Origin of the sequence: Thermus tengchongensis (genome assembly GCF_021462405.1) — a bacterium.
Taxonomy (GTDB): Bacteria; Deinococcota; Deinococci; order Deinococcales; family Thermaceae; genus Thermus; species Thermus tengchongensis.
On record NZ_JAKEDU010000013.1, the window covers coordinates 33,788 to 48,190 of the forward strand.

General features: G+C 69.7%; 16 protein-coding genes and 1 riboswitch. Of the genes, 6 read left to right on the plus strand and 10 right to left on the minus strand.

Going from position 1 to position 14,403, the window contains the following annotated elements:
• Nucleotides 1–210: 210 nt before the first annotated feature.
• Genes L1087_RS11790 through mog form a run of 6 tightly spaced genes read left to right on the plus strand, consistent with a single transcriptional unit; the run spans nucleotide 211 to nucleotide 4,336 of the window.
• Nucleotides 211–612 carry a SaoD/DsrE family protein gene (locus L1087_RS11790; RefSeq protein WP_038043931.1) on the plus strand — a complete coding sequence of 134 codons (402 nt, stop codon included), beginning with the start codon at nucleotides 211–213 and terminating at the stop codon, nucleotides 610–612.
• Nucleotides 613–621: 9 nt separating this feature from the next.
• On the plus strand, nucleotides 622–1,719 hold the full coding sequence (locus L1087_RS11795) for an NAD(P)/FAD-dependent oxidoreductase (protein ID WP_234559099.1): 1,098 nt from the start codon (nucleotides 622–624) through the stop codon (nucleotides 1,717–1,719).
• Nucleotides 1,709–1,900: a hypothetical protein gene (locus tag L1087_RS11800; protein ID WP_234559100.1), complete on the plus strand. Its 192-nt coding sequence runs from the start codon at nucleotides 1,709–1,711 to the stop codon at nucleotides 1,898–1,900. The genes L1087_RS11795 and L1087_RS11800 overlap by 11 nt, the downstream gene beginning before the upstream one ends.
• A 2-nt stretch (nucleotides 1,901–1,902) precedes the next feature.
• Nucleotides 1,903–2,934 carry a CobW family GTP-binding protein gene (locus L1087_RS11805; RefSeq protein WP_234559101.1) on the plus strand — a complete coding sequence of 344 codons (1,032 nt, stop codon included), beginning with the start codon at nucleotides 1,903–1,905 and terminating at the stop codon, nucleotides 2,932–2,934.
• Nucleotides 2,935–2,936: 2 nt separating this feature from the next.
• Nucleotides 2,937–3,869 (plus strand): CobW family GTP-binding protein, encoded by a 933-nt coding sequence (locus tag L1087_RS11810; RefSeq protein ID WP_234559103.1) that lies wholly within the window; start codon nucleotides 2,937–2,939, stop codon nucleotides 3,867–3,869.
• Entirely contained in the window at nucleotides 3,866–4,336 is a 471-nt protein-coding gene (mog, locus tag L1087_RS11815; protein WP_234559106.1) for a molybdopterin adenylyltransferase, read from the plus strand. Before L1087_RS11810 ends, mog begins: the two co-directional genes overlap by 4 nt.
• A gap of 23 nt (nucleotides 4,337–4,359) precedes the next feature.
• Here the strand turns inward: mog and L1087_RS11820 are convergent, their stop codons facing one another.
• The 10 genes from L1087_RS11820 to L1087_RS11865 all read right to left on the minus strand — a co-directional run.
• Nucleotides 4,360–5,217, minus strand: coding sequence for a TroA family protein (locus L1087_RS11820; RefSeq protein WP_234559115.1), 858 nt, complete (start codon nucleotides 5,215–5,217; stop codon nucleotides 4,360–4,362).
• Between the two features lie 426 nt (nucleotides 5,218–5,643).
• Nucleotides 5,644–6,084 carry a hypothetical protein gene (locus L1087_RS11825; protein WP_234559108.1) on the minus strand — a complete coding sequence of 147 codons (441 nt, stop codon included), beginning with the start codon at nucleotides 6,082–6,084 and terminating at the stop codon, nucleotides 5,644–5,646.
• Between the two features lie 166 nt (nucleotides 6,085–6,250).
• Nucleotides 6,251–7,921 carry a ribonucleoside-diphosphate reductase subunit alpha gene (locus L1087_RS11830; RefSeq protein WP_234559109.1) on the minus strand — a complete coding sequence of 557 codons (1,671 nt, stop codon included), beginning with the start codon at nucleotides 7,919–7,921 and terminating at the stop codon, nucleotides 6,251–6,253.
• Between the two features lie 59 nt (nucleotides 7,922–7,980).
• Nucleotides 7,981–8,952, minus strand: coding sequence for a ribonucleotide-diphosphate reductase subunit beta (locus L1087_RS11835; RefSeq protein WP_234559110.1), 972 nt, complete (start codon nucleotides 8,950–8,952; stop codon nucleotides 7,981–7,983).
• Nucleotides 8,936–11,131 (minus strand): 5-methyltetrahydropteroyltriglutamate--homocysteine S-methyltransferase, encoded by a 2,196-nt coding sequence (locus tag L1087_RS11840; RefSeq protein WP_234559111.1) that lies wholly within the window; start codon nucleotides 11,129–11,131, stop codon nucleotides 8,936–8,938. The genes L1087_RS11835 and L1087_RS11840 overlap by 17 nt, the downstream gene beginning before the upstream one ends.
• Nucleotides 11,128–11,508, minus strand: coding sequence for an acyl-CoA thioesterase (locus tag L1087_RS11845; protein WP_135260996.1), 381 nt, complete (start codon nucleotides 11,506–11,508; stop codon nucleotides 11,128–11,130). Before L1087_RS11845 ends, L1087_RS11840 begins: the two co-directional genes overlap by 4 nt.
• A gap of 223 nt (nucleotides 11,509–11,731) precedes the next feature.
• A riboswitch (cobalamin riboswitch) is annotated at nucleotides 11,732–11,801 on the minus strand.
• A 651-nt stretch (nucleotides 11,802–12,452) separates the two neighbouring features.
• Entirely contained in the window at nucleotides 12,453–12,608 is a 156-nt protein-coding gene (locus L1087_RS13430; protein ID WP_386082956.1) for a transposase, read from the minus strand.
• 222 nt (nucleotides 12,609–12,830) lie between these two features.
• On the minus strand, nucleotides 12,831–13,229 hold the full coding sequence (locus L1087_RS11855) for a cobalamin biosynthesis protein (RefSeq protein WP_234559114.1): 399 nt from the start codon (nucleotides 13,227–13,229) through the stop codon (nucleotides 12,831–12,833).
• Entirely contained in the window at nucleotides 13,121–14,206 is a 1,086-nt protein-coding gene (locus L1087_RS11860; protein WP_234559112.1) for a CobD/CbiB family cobalamin biosynthesis protein, read from the minus strand. Before L1087_RS11860 ends, L1087_RS11855 begins: the two co-directional genes overlap by 109 nt.
• Nucleotides 14,203–14,403, minus strand: a 201-nt coding sequence (locus L1087_RS11865) for a histidine phosphatase family protein (RefSeq protein WP_234559113.1), incomplete at its 5' end; no start/stop codon positions are given. The genes L1087_RS11865 and L1087_RS11860, both read right to left, overlap by 4 nt.

The following is a 14,403-nucleotide window of genomic DNA, read 5'->3' on the forward strand; positions in this document are numbered from 1 at the left end:
AATAGCTGGCTTGGATCAGAAATCGGTCATGCCCAGGAACGCTGGCCCTAGGGGCCAGTCTGGGAGCGGAGCTGGGAGTTGTCCTGGCGCCCATGGTGGCTTTCCCGGGGAGGCGGGGGTTTACCTGGCGTGCGGCTAGGAGAAGTGGGGTTCTAAGGATAGGGCCCTGCCCTTGATTTGATACTGCAAATGCATTATCATAAAGCCGCCATGCGGGTGGCCTATCTTCTGACAACCCCCCGGGCGGCCAGCTACAGGCTGGGCAGGATGATCCTGCCCCAGCTGGAGGCTGGGGTCCACGGCGTAGAGGTGGTGGCGATCTTCTTCTTCGATGACAACGTCATGGTCCTGCAAAGGGGCAATCCCATCGGCGAAAGGCTTTCCCGCCTCGCTCGGGAGAAGGGGATCCTCCTCATGATGTGCGATGACTGCGCCTTGGAGCGGGGGCTGGCCGTGGGGGAGCCCAGGTGGTGCACGCCCGAAGGGGAGGGGCGCCGGGAGCCAGGGGAGTGCCGGGTGGCCCCCCATGTGGTGGAAGGGGTGGAGGTGGGTTGCTTCCCCGACCTCTACCGGGCCCTGGCGGGAAGGGTGGACCAGGTGATCACCCTTTAGGAGGCCGTCTTGCAACGCCCCGAGGTCCTGATCGTGGGAGGCGGCCCGGCAGGGATCGGGGTGGCGGTGGCCCTCCTCCAGGTGGGGGTCAGGCCCTTGGTGCTGGAGGCCCGGCGGGTGGGAGCCTCCTTCCTGCGCTGGCCCCGGGAGAGCCGGCTCCTCACCCCCTCCTTCACCGCCAACGGCTTCGGCCTGGCGGACCTGAACGCCATCGCCCCCCGCACCAGCCCCGCCTACACCCTGGGGGAGGAGCACCCCACGGGGCGGGCCTACGCCCGCTACCTCCAGGCGGTGGCCGCCCACTTCGCCGTGCCCGTCCTCCGGGCCCAGGCCAAGCGGGTGGTCTACCGGGAGGGGCTTTTCCGCGTGGACACGGGCCGGGGCACCCTCGAGGCCCCCTTCCTGGTCTGGGCCGTGGGGGAGTTCTCCTTCCCCCGCTACCCCTTCCCCGGGGCCTTCCTGGCCCTGCCCTACGCCCGGGTGGGTAGCTTCGCCCGCCTGGCCCGGGAGGCCCCCGAGCGGGTGGTGATCGGGGGGTACGAGTCCGGGGTGGACGCCGCCCTCCACCTGGCGGAGCGGGGGGTGAGGGTCCTGGTCCTGGACCCCGAGGCCCCCTGGGAGAGGCGCACGGGGGAGCCCTCCTGGGACCTCTCCCCCCACACCTTGGACCGCCTGCGGCGGGCCCCCAGGGGCCGGATCCGCTTCCGGAGGACCAAGGTCCTGGCCCTCCAGCTCAAGGGGGAGGGCTACGCCCTCCTCACGGAGGGAGGAGAGGTCCGGACCCCCCACCGCCCCCTCCTGGCCACGGGGTTCGGGGACGGCCTCGAGCCCCTGGGGGGCCTCCTGGCCCGGGGGCCTGAGGGCCATCCCCTCCTTACCCTCGAGGACGAGTCCACCCTGGCCCCTGGCCTCTTCCTGGCCGGGCCTAAGGTGCGCCACGGGGGGAGCCCTTTCTGCTTCATCTACAAGTTCCGCGCCCGCTTCCCCATCGTGGCCCGGGCCATCGCCCGGAGGCTTGGGCGGGACGAGGGGCCTTTAGAGGTCTACCGGGAGGAGGGCATGTGGCTGGAGGACCCCACCTGCTGCGAGGTGCGGTGTGCTTGCTAGGGGCCGGACCGCTTTCCTCCTCCTGGCCCTCCACCTCTTCGGGGTGCTGAGCCCCTGCCGGGTCTGGGCCTTGGGGCGGGCCGAGGGGATGGGCTTTCTGCGCGGGCTTCTCCTCAGGCAGTTCCTCTTCGCTTGGGCCATGGCCCTGCCCCTGGTGGCCTTGGCCCACTTCTGGAGGTAAGGATGGCAAGACCCATACCGGTTACCGTTCTGGTGGGCTTTTTGGGCGCGGGCAAGACCACCCTCATCAACCACCTCCTGCGCACGGGCCTTGCGGGCAAGCGGGTGGCGGTGGTGGTGAACGACCTGGCGGAGGTGAACGTGGACGCCAGGCTGGTGGTGGGGCGCACGGAGCGGTTGGTGGAGCTCGCCAACGGCTGCATCTGTTGCACCCTGCGGCAGGATCTCCTCAGCGAGCTGGAGCGCTTGGCCGAGGAGCCCTTGGACTACATCCTGGTGGAGTCCACGGGCATCGGGGAGCCCCTTCCCATCGCCCAGACCTTCTATATGGGAGGCTTGCCCGAGAAGGTGCGGCTGGACGCCATCGTGAGCGTGGTGGACGCCGCCCGCTTCTTTGAGCTTTGGGAGGAGGTGGGGGAGGTGGAGGACGCGGAGGGCAACCCGGTGGAGGAACCCCTGGCCCCCCTCCTGGCGGAGCAGGTGGAGTTCGCCAACATCCTGGTCCTTAACAAGGTGGATCTGGTGGGGGAGGAGGAGCTTGCCCGGCTGGAGGGCTTCCTGCGGGCCCTCAACCCTGGGGCCAGGATCCTCCGGGCGGTGCGGGGGGCGGTGGACCCAGGCCAGATCCTGGGCACCGGGCTCTACGACTACGAGGAAGGGGTGCGCCACCCCGACTGGGAGCGGGAGTGGCAGGCCCCCACCAAGGAAACCGAGGAGTACGGCTTCCAGAGCTTCGTCTATCGGCAGGGGCGCCCCTTCCGCTTCGCCAAGTTCTGGAGCTTCCTGGAGTCTTTCCCAGCCTATGTGCTCCGCGCCAAGGGGTTCGTGCGCTTCGCCGACCATCCCCCGGCCCTCCTCTCCCAAGCGGGGGAGAGCGTGGTCCTCGAGGCCCTGGAGGGGGCCCCGGCGGAGGAGGCCCCCCTCTACCTGGACCTGGGCGGGGAGGAGGAGGGCACGGAGATCGTCTTCATCGGCCAGGGCATCCTGCGGCGCCGGGCCGAGATCGAAAGCGCCCTGGCCCTCTGCCTGGAGTAGCCGTGGACGGGCGGGTTCCCATCACCCTCATCACCGGCTTCCTGGGGGCGGGAAAGACCACCTTGGTGAACCGCCTCCTAAGGCAGCAGGAGGGGCTTTTCGTCCTGGTGAACGAGTTCGGGGAGGTCCCCCTGGACCAGCGCCTGGTGGAGGGGCGGGCAGAGGCCCTGGCGGAGGGGTGCCTCTGTTGCGGGCTGGAGGGGGAGCTTTTGGCGGCCCTGGCCGCCCTCCACCGCCGGGGGGGCTTCCGCCACCTCCTCCTGGAAACCTCGGGCCTGGCCCACCCCGCCCCCATCCTCAGGGTCCTCCTCTCCCCTGGGGTGCGGGAGGCCTACCGCCTGGCGGGGGTGGTGGCCCTGGTGGACCCCCTGCACCTGGACCTGTACCTGGCCTTCCCCGAGGCCAAGGCCCAGATCCGCTACGCCGACCTCCTCCTCCTCACCAAAGCCGACCGGGCGGAGCCCGAGGCCCTGGAGAAGGCGGAGGAGGCGGTGCGGGCCCTGAACCCCCTGGCCCCCCTCCGGCGGCTGGCCAAGGGGGAAGGGGTGGACCCTGAGGAGGTCCTCTTCCCGCGGCGGGAGGGTGGGTTTCGCCTCCTGGACTTCCCTCCGGAACACGCCCACCGGCAGGGCCTGGTGGCGGTGGGCTTGGAGGGGGAAGGGGCCCTGCCCTACGAGGCCTTCCGGGAGTTCATGGAGGACCTGGTCCTGGGCCGGGGCCCCTTCCGGGAGGGGCGGCTGGTGCGGGCCAAGGGGGAGGTGAACCTGGAGGGCTCCCGCCACCCCCTGCGCTTTCACGGCGTCTACGGCCTGTTCGACTTTGAAAAGGGGCCTCCCTGGCCCGAAGGCTCCCGGGTGAACCGCCTGGTCTTCATCGGGGAGAACCTCCGGAAGGAAGCCATCCGGGAGCGGTTTTTTCGCATCCTCCGGCCATGAGGACCAAGGTGGGGGTGGTCACCGTCTCCGACCGGGCGAGCCAGGGGGTCTACCCCGACCGCTCCGGGCCCGAGGCCATGGCCTTCGTGGGGGAGCGCTGGCCCGAGGCCGAGATCCTCTACCGCCTGGTCCCCGACGAGGAGGAGGCCATCCAGGAGGCGGTCCTGGCCCTTCTGGGGGAGGGGTGCCGCCTCCTCCTCCTCACCGGGGGTACCGGCCCCGCCCCCCGGGACCGGACCCCGGAGGCGGTTCTGCCCCTTTTGGACAAGGTCTTCCCCGGCTTCGGCGAGGCCATGCGCCTGGCCTCCCTGCGGGAAACCCCCACGGCCATCCTCTCCCGGGCCCTGGCGGGAAGCCGGGGGGAGGCTTTGGTCCTCCTCCTCCCCGGAAACCCCCGGGCGGTCCGCACCTGCCTCGAGGCGGTGTGGGAGGCGGTGGCCACGGCCTTGCGGCTCCTTGGGGGATGAGGCCTTCCAGGCGCCCCGGCCCCTCAGGCCAGGGGAAGGGCGCCTTGGGCGGCCTCCCCCCTTAGGAGCCGGGCCAGGATCTCCACCCCCTCCACCACCCGGTGGGTGAGGGCCTGGAAGGGCCCGGCGTCCAGGAGGTAGGCCCGGCGCCCCCGCAGGTAGGCCCCCAGCCACCCGCCCCGGGCCAGGTGCGCCGCCACCGCCTCCCGGGCCTCCTCCAGGCCGTAGCCGCAGAAGGCCAGGAAGACCACCTCCGCCTCCGGAAGCCCCCCTGGGGTCGTCCGCAGGCTGGCCTCCCCGGGCCCTGGCCCCAGGTACCTGCCCCCTGCCCGCTCCACCATCTCCGGCACCCAGTGCCCCCCAAGGAAAGGGGGGTCCAGCCACTCCAGAAAGGCCACCGTGGGGGGCCTCGGGGGTGGGGAAGGGAGGCCCTCGAGGCGGGCCCGAAGGGTTCGGGCCAGGGCCTCCGCCGCCCCTTCCCGGCCTGTGGCCTCCCCCAGGGCCTTCAGGTCGGCGAAGAGGTCCAGGAGGCGGGTGCCCCGGAGTTCCAACACCTTGGGGGCCTGGGGGAGGAAGCGCAGGGCCCCCGCCACCTCCTTGGGGGTGGCGGCGCAGACCTCGCACACCCCCTGGGTGATCAAGAGGTCAGGCCCTAGGGCCTCCAGCGCCTCCCGCCGCACCCGGTAGAGGGAAAGCCCCTGGGCGTAGGCCGCCCGCACCCTGCGGTCGATCTCCTCCTGGGCGAGCCCCTTGGGGATGAGGCTTTCCGTGAGGACGGGGACCCCCAGGGGGTTGGGGCAGGCGTGGCTCACCCCCACGGGCTCCACTCCCAGGGCCCGCAGGAGCAGGGTCCCCGAGGGGACCAGGCTGGCCACCCGCATGGCCTCATTATCCCTGGTGGGCCGGGGCGTGCCTTCCGGGGCGAGGCGGGAGCGGGCACGGCCATAGGGGCCACCTCCAGGAACGCAGGGCTTCGTAGATCGAGGCGGCAGCCTCAGCCCGGTTCCGGGCCTGAAAGTAGGCCCCGGAGGCCAGCTCCACCTGGGCCCGCTCCACCAGAGTGTCCGCCTCCCGCTTGAGGGGGGTTGAGGCTGCCAGGCCCGCCAGGTAGTGGGCTCGGGTGAGCTCCCGCTCCGCCCGAAAGGGCTGCCAGCAACAGGGTTAGCGCTGCCTTCTGCATCCTTCCCTCCTTCTGCCCCGAAGGGTGCCTTTAGGGTAAGGGGGTTTGGTGGGAAGACGGTGGAAGGGCCAGCGGCTGGCCAGGCGCCCCTTGGGAAGACAGGTGGCTTCGGCTAGGTTCCCATCCCCTAGCGGGGCGGGCAGTCCAGGGGGGGGTTGGGGCTTGCGGGGGACACCTCCACCCGGTAGGCGTCGGGCCGGGCCAGGGGGCGTAGGAACACCCCCACTCCCTCCGGACCCCGGGCCAGGCGCACGGTGTACTGGGGCCCCCCAAAGAGGGGCAGGGCGTTGTAGGTGCGGCACCGCAGGAAAAAGCCCCGGGCTTCCAGCTGGGCCTTCAGCCGCTCCCCCAGCTCCTCCAGGGAGGAGGGGCGGTAGGGGGAGTCTTGGGGGAAGCGGAACTCGGTGATCTCCACCTCTCCCTCCACGATCCGGGCCAGGAGGATCCCATCCGGGACCACCAGGCCGTAGCGGCTGGAGACCAGGAGCTCGGACACGGGCCGGAAGACCGCAGGAGCGCAGGCCACAAGGGCCAGGGTCAGGGCCGCCAACGCCAGGCTTAGCCGCATACTTCACCTCCAAGCCCAAGGTAGTCCAAAGGAAGGAGGCGCGCTTTTGAGCTTTGCTTAAGCTCTAAGCATCCGCACGCAAAGGTTGCCCCACCGGCCAAAGCCAAAGCGGCTTGCTCATGGCCTCTTTGGGGCCCCCGTCGTGGCGCAAGCCACGACGGGGCACTTAGCTCTCGCAGGCCCGGCAGGAGAGAAGGAGGTCCCGGCTGTAGGCCTGGGCGGCGCTGGTGCTGAACTGGTAGTAAAGGGCCTTGAGGCCGCTCCGCCAGGCGTGCAGGTAGAGCTCGTTCACGTCCTTGGGCGGGGCCTCGGGGTGGATCACCAGGTTCAGGGACTGCCCCTGGTCGATGTGCCGCTGCCGCCCAGCGGCCAGGTTCACCAGGGTCTTCTGCGAGACCTCGGCGAAGGTCTTGAAGACGTCCTTTTCCTCGTCCGTGAGGAAGTCCAGGTGTTGCACGGAGCCGTTCCTCTCCAGGATGCTCCGCCACACCCTCTCCTCGTCCTTCCCCTTCTGCCGCAACAGCTTCTCCAGGAAGGGGTTCTTGAAGGGAATGCGGGCCTTCTGCAGGTCCTTGAGGTAGTAGTTGCTGGTGTAGGGCTCGATGGAGGGGGAGACCTGGCCCAGGATGAAGGCGCTGGACTTGGTGGGGGCCACGGCCAAGAGGGTGGCGTTCCGCCGCTCCATAAGCCCGGCCAGCTCGTCCTCGGGGTGGCGCGCCCGGAGCCAGCGGCTGGCCTCCTCCGCCCGTTCCCGGATGGTCTTGAAGATGAGGTTGTTGAGGAAAAGGGCCTCCGCGCTTTCCAGGGGGATCATCTTGGACTGCAGGTAGCTGTGCCAGCCCAGGACGCCGATGCCGATGGCCCGGTAGCGCCGGGCGAAGCGCACCGCCCGCTCCAGGTAGGGGATGCCCTGCGCCTTCTCGATGAAGTCGTCCAGCACCGAGTCCAGGAAGAGGGTGAGGGTTTCCACGGCATCCGTGTCCTTCCACTCGTCGAAGTGGAGGAGGTTCAGGGAGGAAAGGCAGCAGACAAAGCTCTCCTCGGGGTCCGAGGGGAGCATGATCTCGGTGCAGAGGTTGCTGGCGTGGATGGTCTTGCCCAGCTTTTTGAAGATCTCGGGGGCCTGGCGGTTGGCGTTGTCCCGGAAGAAGAGGTAGGGAATCCCCACCTCCGCCCGGCTCTTGAGGACCTGGGCCCACCTTTCCCGCTTCTCCCGGTCCCCGGCGATCATGGCCTCCAGCCAGGCGTCCCCCACGGAGACCCCCCAGAAGAGGGATTGGATCTCGCTGCCCTCCCGCTGGATCCTGAGCCACTCCCCGAAGTCGGGGTGCTCTATGGGGAGGTAGGCGGCGCACTGGCCGCGGCGGGTGGAGCCCTGGTTGAAGACCTCGATCACCCGGTCGAAGAGGGAGGCGAAGGCATAGGAGCCGTTGCTCTCCCCGTTGTCCCGGATGGGGGCTCCCCGGGGGCGGAGCTCGCCCAGGTAAACCGAGGTGCCCCCGCCCTGCTTGCTCATCATGCCGATCTCGGCCACCGCCTGGAGGATGGAGGCGGTGTCGTCCTCCACGTAGGTGCCGTAGCAGGAGATGGGCAGGCCCCGCCGGAGGCCGTAGTTGGCCCAGATGGGGGTGGCCAGGGAGTACCAGCCCCGGGCCATGTACTCCTGAAACTTACGGGAGAAGCCCTCTATGCGGGTCAGGGCCTCCGCCCGGTCGGCGATCTGCTTCACCCTTTCTTCGATCGTTACCCCAGGGAGGAGGTACCCCCGGCTCATGTACAGCCGGGTCCACTCGTTGGCCCAGTACCAGGGCCGGTATTCCCGCTTGGTCTTGGTCATGCTACACCTCCTAAGCTTCCTTTGGGGCCCCCGTCGTGGCGCAGGCCACGACGGGGTACTTAAAAGAGCTCGTCCGGGTCGAAGCTCTGCACCCGGCGGGCGTAGGCCACGCTCCGCTTGTTGAAAAAGTCCACCTCTTTGTCGGCAAATAGCTCCAGGTCAAACCACTCCGTATCCCTCAGGGCCTCCTCCCGCACGGGGAAGGGGGCGGGGAGGCCGTGGAGGGAGAGGACCTGGTTGTACCGCCACTTCAGGAACTCCCAGACCTCCTCCCTCTTCACCGCGTCCACATCCCCTTGGGCAAAGATCCAGTCCAAAAGGGCCTCCTCCGCCCGGAAGAAGCCCTGGGCCCTTTCCTGGACCTCCTCGGCGAAGGAGGGCCCGAAGAGGTCGGGCCTTTCCTCCCTGAGGAGCCGGAGGAGCTCCACCCCAAAGAGGCCGTGGAGGTTTTCCTCCTTGCTGGTGGCCTCGATGGCGTTGGAGATCCCCTTGAACCGGCCCAGGCGCTTGTTCAAGGCCATGAGCACGTAGAACTGGGAGAACAAGGAGACGTGCTCCGTGAAGGCGGAAAAGAGGAGGAGGGCCAGGGCGTAGTCCCTGAGGGTCCCCTTGCGGGCCACCTCCAGGGCCGAGGCCAGCTGGCGGTGCCGGTCCCTAAGGGCGGTGGCCTCGGCCACCGCCTGGGCGAAGCGCTCCTCGAGGCCCAAAAGCTCCAGGAGGTGGGCGTAGGCGTTGGCGTGGCGCACCTCGCTCTCGGCGAAGGTCATCCCCACCTCCGCCACCTCCGGCTTGGGGAAGACCTCGTAGGCCCGCGCCCAGAAGAGCTTCACGGAAAGCTCCACCTGGGCGATGGCGAGGAGGGAGCGCTCCACCAGGGCGCGCTCCTCGGGGGAGGCCAGGGCGTGGTCCTGGAGGTCTGCCGCGTAGCTGTACTCCGTGTGGAGCCAGTAGCTGTGGCGGATGGCGTCCCGGAAGCGGAGGAGCCCCGGGTACTCGTAGGGGCGGTAGTGGGGCCTAGGTTCCGTCAGCATGCCTACCTCCGACGCTTTGCCTAAGCCTTCTGGCGGCCTCCACCATGTGGCGGAGGTTGGCGATGGCCTCTTCTGGTTTGCGGGTCTTGAGGCCGCAGTCCGGGTTCACCCAGAGGCGCTCCGGGGGCAGATGGACCAGGTACCCCTCCAGGCGGGACAGGATCTCCTCCGCGGGGGCCTCCAGGGGGGAGTGGACGTCGAAGGCCCCCGGGCCCAGGTCCAGGGGGAGGTCCGCAAGGGCCTCGAGGAAGCCGGGGTCCTGCCTGGCCCCCTCCAGGCTCACCACATCGGGGTCCATGGCCTCCAGGAAAGGCCTCAGGGCGGCGTAGTCGGAGTAGCAGAGGTGGAGGTGCACCTGTACCCCTGGGGCCAGGTCCCCCACCACCCGGGAAAAGGCCTCCCCCACCCTGGCCAGGTAGCCGGGGCGCTCCTCCGCCCGCAGGGGGAGCTTTTCCAGGAGGGCGGGTTCGTCCACCTGGACCACCCGGATGCCCCGAGCAGCCACCTCCCGAACCTCCTCCCGCAGGGCTTCCGCCAAGGCCAAGATGGCCTCCCCCAAACCCACCCCTTGGGGCAGGTAGCTCCAGGCGGCCAGGGTGACGGGTCCCGTAAGGATGGCCTTCACCGGCTTCGGGGTCAGGCTCTGGGCGTAGAGGGTTTCCCGGAGGACCAGGGGCTCCCGGCGCCTGGGAGGCGCGAAGAGGATGGGAGGGCGCCAGACCCGGCTCCCATAGGAGAGGACGAACCCCTTATGGGTGGTGTGGAAGCCCTCCATCCTTTCGGCGAAGAACTCCACCATGTCGCTCCGCTCCGGCTCCCCGTGGACCAGGACGTCCAAGCCCAGCTCCTCCTGGAGGCGGATGTTTTCCTGGATGATCTTCTGGATCTCCCGCCAGTAGGTGGCCTGGTCCAAATCCCCGGAGCGCCGCCGCTTCCTGAGGGCGCGGAGCTCCTTGGTCTGAGGAAAGCTGCCGATGGTGGTGGTGGGAAAAGGGGGGAGGTTGAGGTCCACCTGGGCTTGCCGCCGGGCCTCCCTGGGGGGTCTGGGAGGAGGCGGTGGGGGAAGGCCCCGGTCCCAGGCGGGGGGCGGGGTGTGCCAGGCCTGGGCCTCCTCCCGGGACTCACCCCGGAGGGCCCTCTTGAGGAGGGCCAGCTCCCTAAGGCGCTCCTTGGCGAAGGCCAGCCGGCCGGCAAGCCCTGGGGGGAGGGGCTCCGCCACCTCCCAGGGCAGGTGGTACAGGGGGGCTTTGGGGGCCAGCCACACCTCGTGCCCCGCCTCCACCAGGGGATCCAGGCTGCGGGCCAGGCCCAAGAGGTCCGTGCGCCAAGGGGAAAGCCCCTCCACCACGCCCAGGACCAGGGCCGTCCCCGGGGAAACCCGGGGCAAGGAGCCCTCCGGCGGGTACACCAGGCCCAGCCCCCTAAGGGGCAGGTCCGCCAGGGCCTGGGCCACCTGGGGCCTGAGGGGCAGGTAGTAGGTGAGGAGGACCAGGGGGGCCTGGGCCCCCAGGAGGCGGTAGAGCCCCAGGAGGTGGGGCAGGTCCTCCCCGGCCCCGTCCAGGATGAGGGCGGGCTCCTGCAGCAGGACCGGCCTCCCCACCGGCCGCAGGAGCTCGGCGTAGGCCTCCCCCAGGGCCTCCAGGTGGGCCTGGAGCTCCCTGGGGGAGGCAGGCGGGTTCTGGGCCAACCGCACCAGGGTGTAGGGGCCGATGAGGGTGGGCAGCCCCTCCGCCAGGCTTAGGCCGCGTGCCCCTTGCGGGCGACCGGCGTCCGCGCCCCGGCCCACGGGGTAGGGAAACCAACCGGGCTGGGGGCGGTAGCGGGGTTGTTCCGGGAGCCGGGGCACCAGGTAGTGGTAGTTGGTGCCGAACCACTTTCTCAGGGGAAGGGCCCCTTTGCCCCGGGCCAGGGCGTAGTAGGCCTCCAGATCCCCTGGCGGCACGGGGTAGAGGCCCAGGGCCACCGCCAGGTCCAGCATGGGGTCGTAGAGGCTGACCTCCCCCAAGGGGTAGAGGTCCACCTCTTGGCGGTAGGCCGCAAGCCGGAGGCCTTCCAGCTCCTCCAGGCCCTCGAGGAAGGCCTCCCGTGGGAGGGATCCCCCCCAAAAGCCCTCCAAAAGCCCCTTGTACTCCAGGTTAGGGCCCAGCCGGGGCAGGCCCAGGCCCAGGGTCCGGATCATGCTTGGCCTCCCAAGGGGGGCACGGGCACAGGCCGCCCCTCCTCGTCCACCGCCACCAGGACGAACCCCCCCTCCGCCGCCAGGTAGGCCTCCCTGCCCGGCTCCAGGGGCTCCACCCACATCTCCACCGCCACCCGCATGGAGGTGCGGCCCACCTCCACCACCCGGGCCACCAGCTCCACGATGGAGCCCAGGGGCACCGGGCGCTTGAAGTCCACCGCATCCGAGTGCACCGTGACCACCTTGCGCCGGGCGTGGCGGGTGGCGGCCACAAAGGCCGCCTGGTCCATCCAGGCCAAAGCGGTTCCACCGAACAGGGTTCCGTAGTGGTTGGTCTCCCCGGGGAAGACCGTGTGCACCATGCGCGTTTCCCTCATGCCCGAAACCTCATCTCCTTTGGATTGGACAAGAATTCCCTTCCACCTAAAGGCGGCGCCCTCTGCTGGAAAGCAACGGGGCCACCCCTTACCTTCTGCCTCATCCTCCGTTAGGCCCAAGGGTCTTGGGCCTTAGGTTGTGGGGGGAACTAAGGGTCTAGGGTCCCACGGGCATCACCACCTTCACCCTTGCCTCGAGGGCTACGGGGCAGGGCCGCGAAGCGGGTACTCGGGCTTCCGGACGGGGCCGGTTACCGTTGCGGGACAGCGCCGGACTTGCACCGGACTTCCCCCACCGCCACGGGGCGTCCAGGCCTGTCGGCCTGGCATCGCGGCCGGGACACCCTAGGTCTTGGGTGTCCTGGGGGGTAGGCTACCACAGGTTGAGGCTTGGGTCAATGGCGCCTGCGCCCTTGGGGAGGCTTGGGGGAAGGGGTGGGAAAGCCTAAATGCCTTCGTTTGCTGCTTGATCTGCACTCCCGGATATGAGAAACTGTTGTAAAAGTCCCCCACCTCACCTTACGCGGCCCTCGCCAGCCGCTTCACCAGCAAGCGTAGCATGCCCAAGTACAACCACGCTTCACTGACGGAAGGATGCTGCTCGTAATCCTTGCTCAACCTCCGGTTCCTCCCCAACCACGCCAACGCCCGCCCCATCCTCCACCGCTTGGGCAACGGTTTGGTCACGGGCGTAGCCTGGCGTAAGGAGGGCGAACGTACGCCCAGAGCATCCTCCCCCCGGTATCCACCACCACCTGGCGTTGCAAGCTAGCCTTCGGCTGACCCGCCCCTTCACCCTCTTGGCCCCGTCGTCCCCTCGGGGCCCCCCTTTTCCGTGGTCTTCACCGATTGGCCCTCCACCACCAGGGCGCTGGGAGAGGCATACCGCCTTTCTCTTTCCCGGTCCCGCCGGACCAGGGCCTGAGCTGCCCTCTCCCAAACCCTTACAAGCTAACCTCCGGCTGACCTTTCTGCCCCTTGCGGAAGTAGGGGTAGGCCGTGGACCCGTGGGGTAGGTCATGGGCCATGGCGCGCCACTTGATGCCGTTTTCCAGAACGTACAGGATAGCGTTGCGGTTCCTTTGGGGTGGGGGCCCCAAAGACGATTTCTCGGCGAGGCACCTTGGCCGGGTGACCCCCGGGCTTGGGGGCGGGGATCAGGGGCTCAAGGATGGCCCATTCCTCATCGCTGAGGTCGCTGGGGTAGGATGGGCGTGTCCTCTGCGCCCTTCAAGGGTACGGGAACGGGACTTTTGTGACAGCCTCTCACATCCCCATCCCAAAGCTCCCCGGGGAAAGGCCTTGGCCCAGGCTGTGGAGGCTTACCCCCGTCCCCCTAGGGCCGCGAGGGTTCCCAGGAGGAGGCCGAGGCCGTACCCCAGTCCTCCCGTGACCCAGAGGCCCCGCCGCAGCTCCTCCCCCGTGGGGGAGGGAAGGTGGGGGTTCAGGGCATAGGCCCCCCGCTTCCGCAGGCGCACCCCAAGCCTCAGGGCCAGGGCGGCCATGGGGAAGCCGGCGTTGGGGGAAGGGGTCTTCCGGGCCTCCTGGAGGAGCCTCGGCCAAAGCCGGGGAGGGCAGAGGAGGAGGCCCGTAAGCCTTGCGGGGAGGAGGTTCAGGAGGTCGTCCACCCGGGCGGCGAAGGCTCCCCGGGCCCCGTGCTCCGGGTAGCCCCACATGGCGTCCGCGGTGTTGGCGTAGCGGTAGAGGGCAGCCCCCGCCAGGCCGAAGAGGGCGTAGTAGAGGAGGGGGGCGAGGACACCCCCCGCTTCCGCAGGCGCACCCCAAGCCTCAGGGCCAGGGCGGCCATGGGGAAGCCGGCGTTGGGGGAAGGGGTCTTCCGGGCCTCCTGGAGGAGCCTCGGCCAAAGCCGGGGAGGGCAGAGGAGGAGGCCCGTAAGCCTTGCGGGGAGGAGGTTCAGGAGGTCGTCCACCCGGGCGGCGAAGGCTCCCCGGGCCCCGTGCTCGGGATACCCCCACATGGCGTCCGCGGTGTTGGCGTAGCGGTAGAGGGCGGCCCCTGCCAGGCCGAAGAGGGCGTAGTAGAGGAGGGGGGCGAGGACGCTGTCCGAGAGGTTCTCGGAAAGGCTCTCCAAGGCGGCCTCCCGCACCTCCTCGGGGGAGAGGTCTTCCGTGGGGCGGCTCACGATGCGGGATAGCCGCCTCCGGGCCTCTTCCAGGTCCTCCCCCAGGGCCCTCTCCACCGCGGCCACCTCCTCCAGGAGCATCCGCAGGCTGGCCAGGCCGAAGAGGGCGTAGTAGAGGAGGGGGGCGAGGACGCTGTCCGAGAGGTTCTCGGAAAGGCTCTCCAAGGCGGCCTCCCGCACCTCCTCGGGGGAGAGGTCTTCCGTGGGGCGGCTCACGATGCGGGATAGCCGCCTCCGGGCCTCTTCCAGGTCCTCCCCCAGGGCCCTCTCCACCGCGGCCACCTCCTCCAGGAGCATCCGCAGGCTGAAAAGGGGCTTGAGGAGGAGGCCCAGGAGGAGCCAGCCCCAGGCCAAAGGCCTCAGGAGGAGGTCCAGGAGGAAGGCGGGGAGGGTGAAGAGGAGGGCCCCCAGGGTCCAGTAGAAGGCCCCGGACCCCAGGCCCCGCACCCGGGGCCAGGCCCAGGCGAGGTACCGCCCCATGAGGACCACGGGGTGGAGCCGGGCCGGGGGCTCCCCAAGGAGGGCGTCCAAAAGGAGGGCCAGAAGGAGGCTCATGCCAGGCGGTCCAGCACCCTACGGGGCCAGTCCAGGGCCACCGCACCCCCCAAGGGGATGAGCCCGTCTTCCCCCAGGGCCCTCAGGGCCGCCCGGATCACCCCGCCATGGGTGAAGAGGACCGCGGGGGTCTTGAGGCCTTCCAGGAAGCCCAGGACCCGTTCCTGGAAGGCCTCGAGGGCCTCCCCTCCGGGGGG

Coding starts and splice junctions, on each gene's coding strand:
- mog (WP_234559106.1), top strand. CDS start 3,866: ATGAGGACCAAGGTGGGGGTGGTCACCGTCTCCGACCGGGCGAGCCAG.
- L1087_RS11860 (WP_234559112.1), bottom strand. CDS start 14,206: ATGAGCCTCCTTCTGGCCCTCCTTTTGGACGCCCTCCTTGGGGAGCCC.
- L1087_RS11820 (WP_234559115.1), bottom strand. CDS start 5,217: ATGCGGGTGGCCAGCCTGGTCCCCTCGGGGACCCTGCTCCTGCGGGCC.
- L1087_RS11845 (WP_135260996.1), bottom strand. CDS start 11,508: ATGAGGGAAACGCGCATGGTGCACACGGTCTTCCCCGGGGAGACCAAC.
- L1087_RS11830 (WP_234559109.1), bottom strand. CDS start 7,921: ATGACCAAGACCAAGCGGGAATACCGGCCCTGGTACTGGGCCAACGAG.
- L1087_RS11835 (WP_234559110.1), bottom strand. CDS start 8,952: ATGCTGACGGAACCTAGGCCCCACTACCGCCCCTACGAGTACCCGGGG.
- L1087_RS11790 (WP_038043931.1), top strand. CDS start 211: ATGCGGGTGGCCTATCTTCTGACAACCCCCCGGGCGGCCAGCTACAGG.
- L1087_RS11805 (WP_234559101.1), top strand. CDS start 1,903: ATGGCAAGACCCATACCGGTTACCGTTCTGGTGGGCTTTTTGGGCGCG.
- L1087_RS11825 (WP_234559108.1), bottom strand. CDS start 6,084: ATGCGGCTAAGCCTGGCGTTGGCGGCCCTGACCCTGGCCCTTGTGGCC.
- L1087_RS11840 (WP_234559111.1), bottom strand. CDS start 11,131: ATGATCCGGACCCTGGGCCTGGGCCTGCCCCGGCTGGGCCCTAACCTG.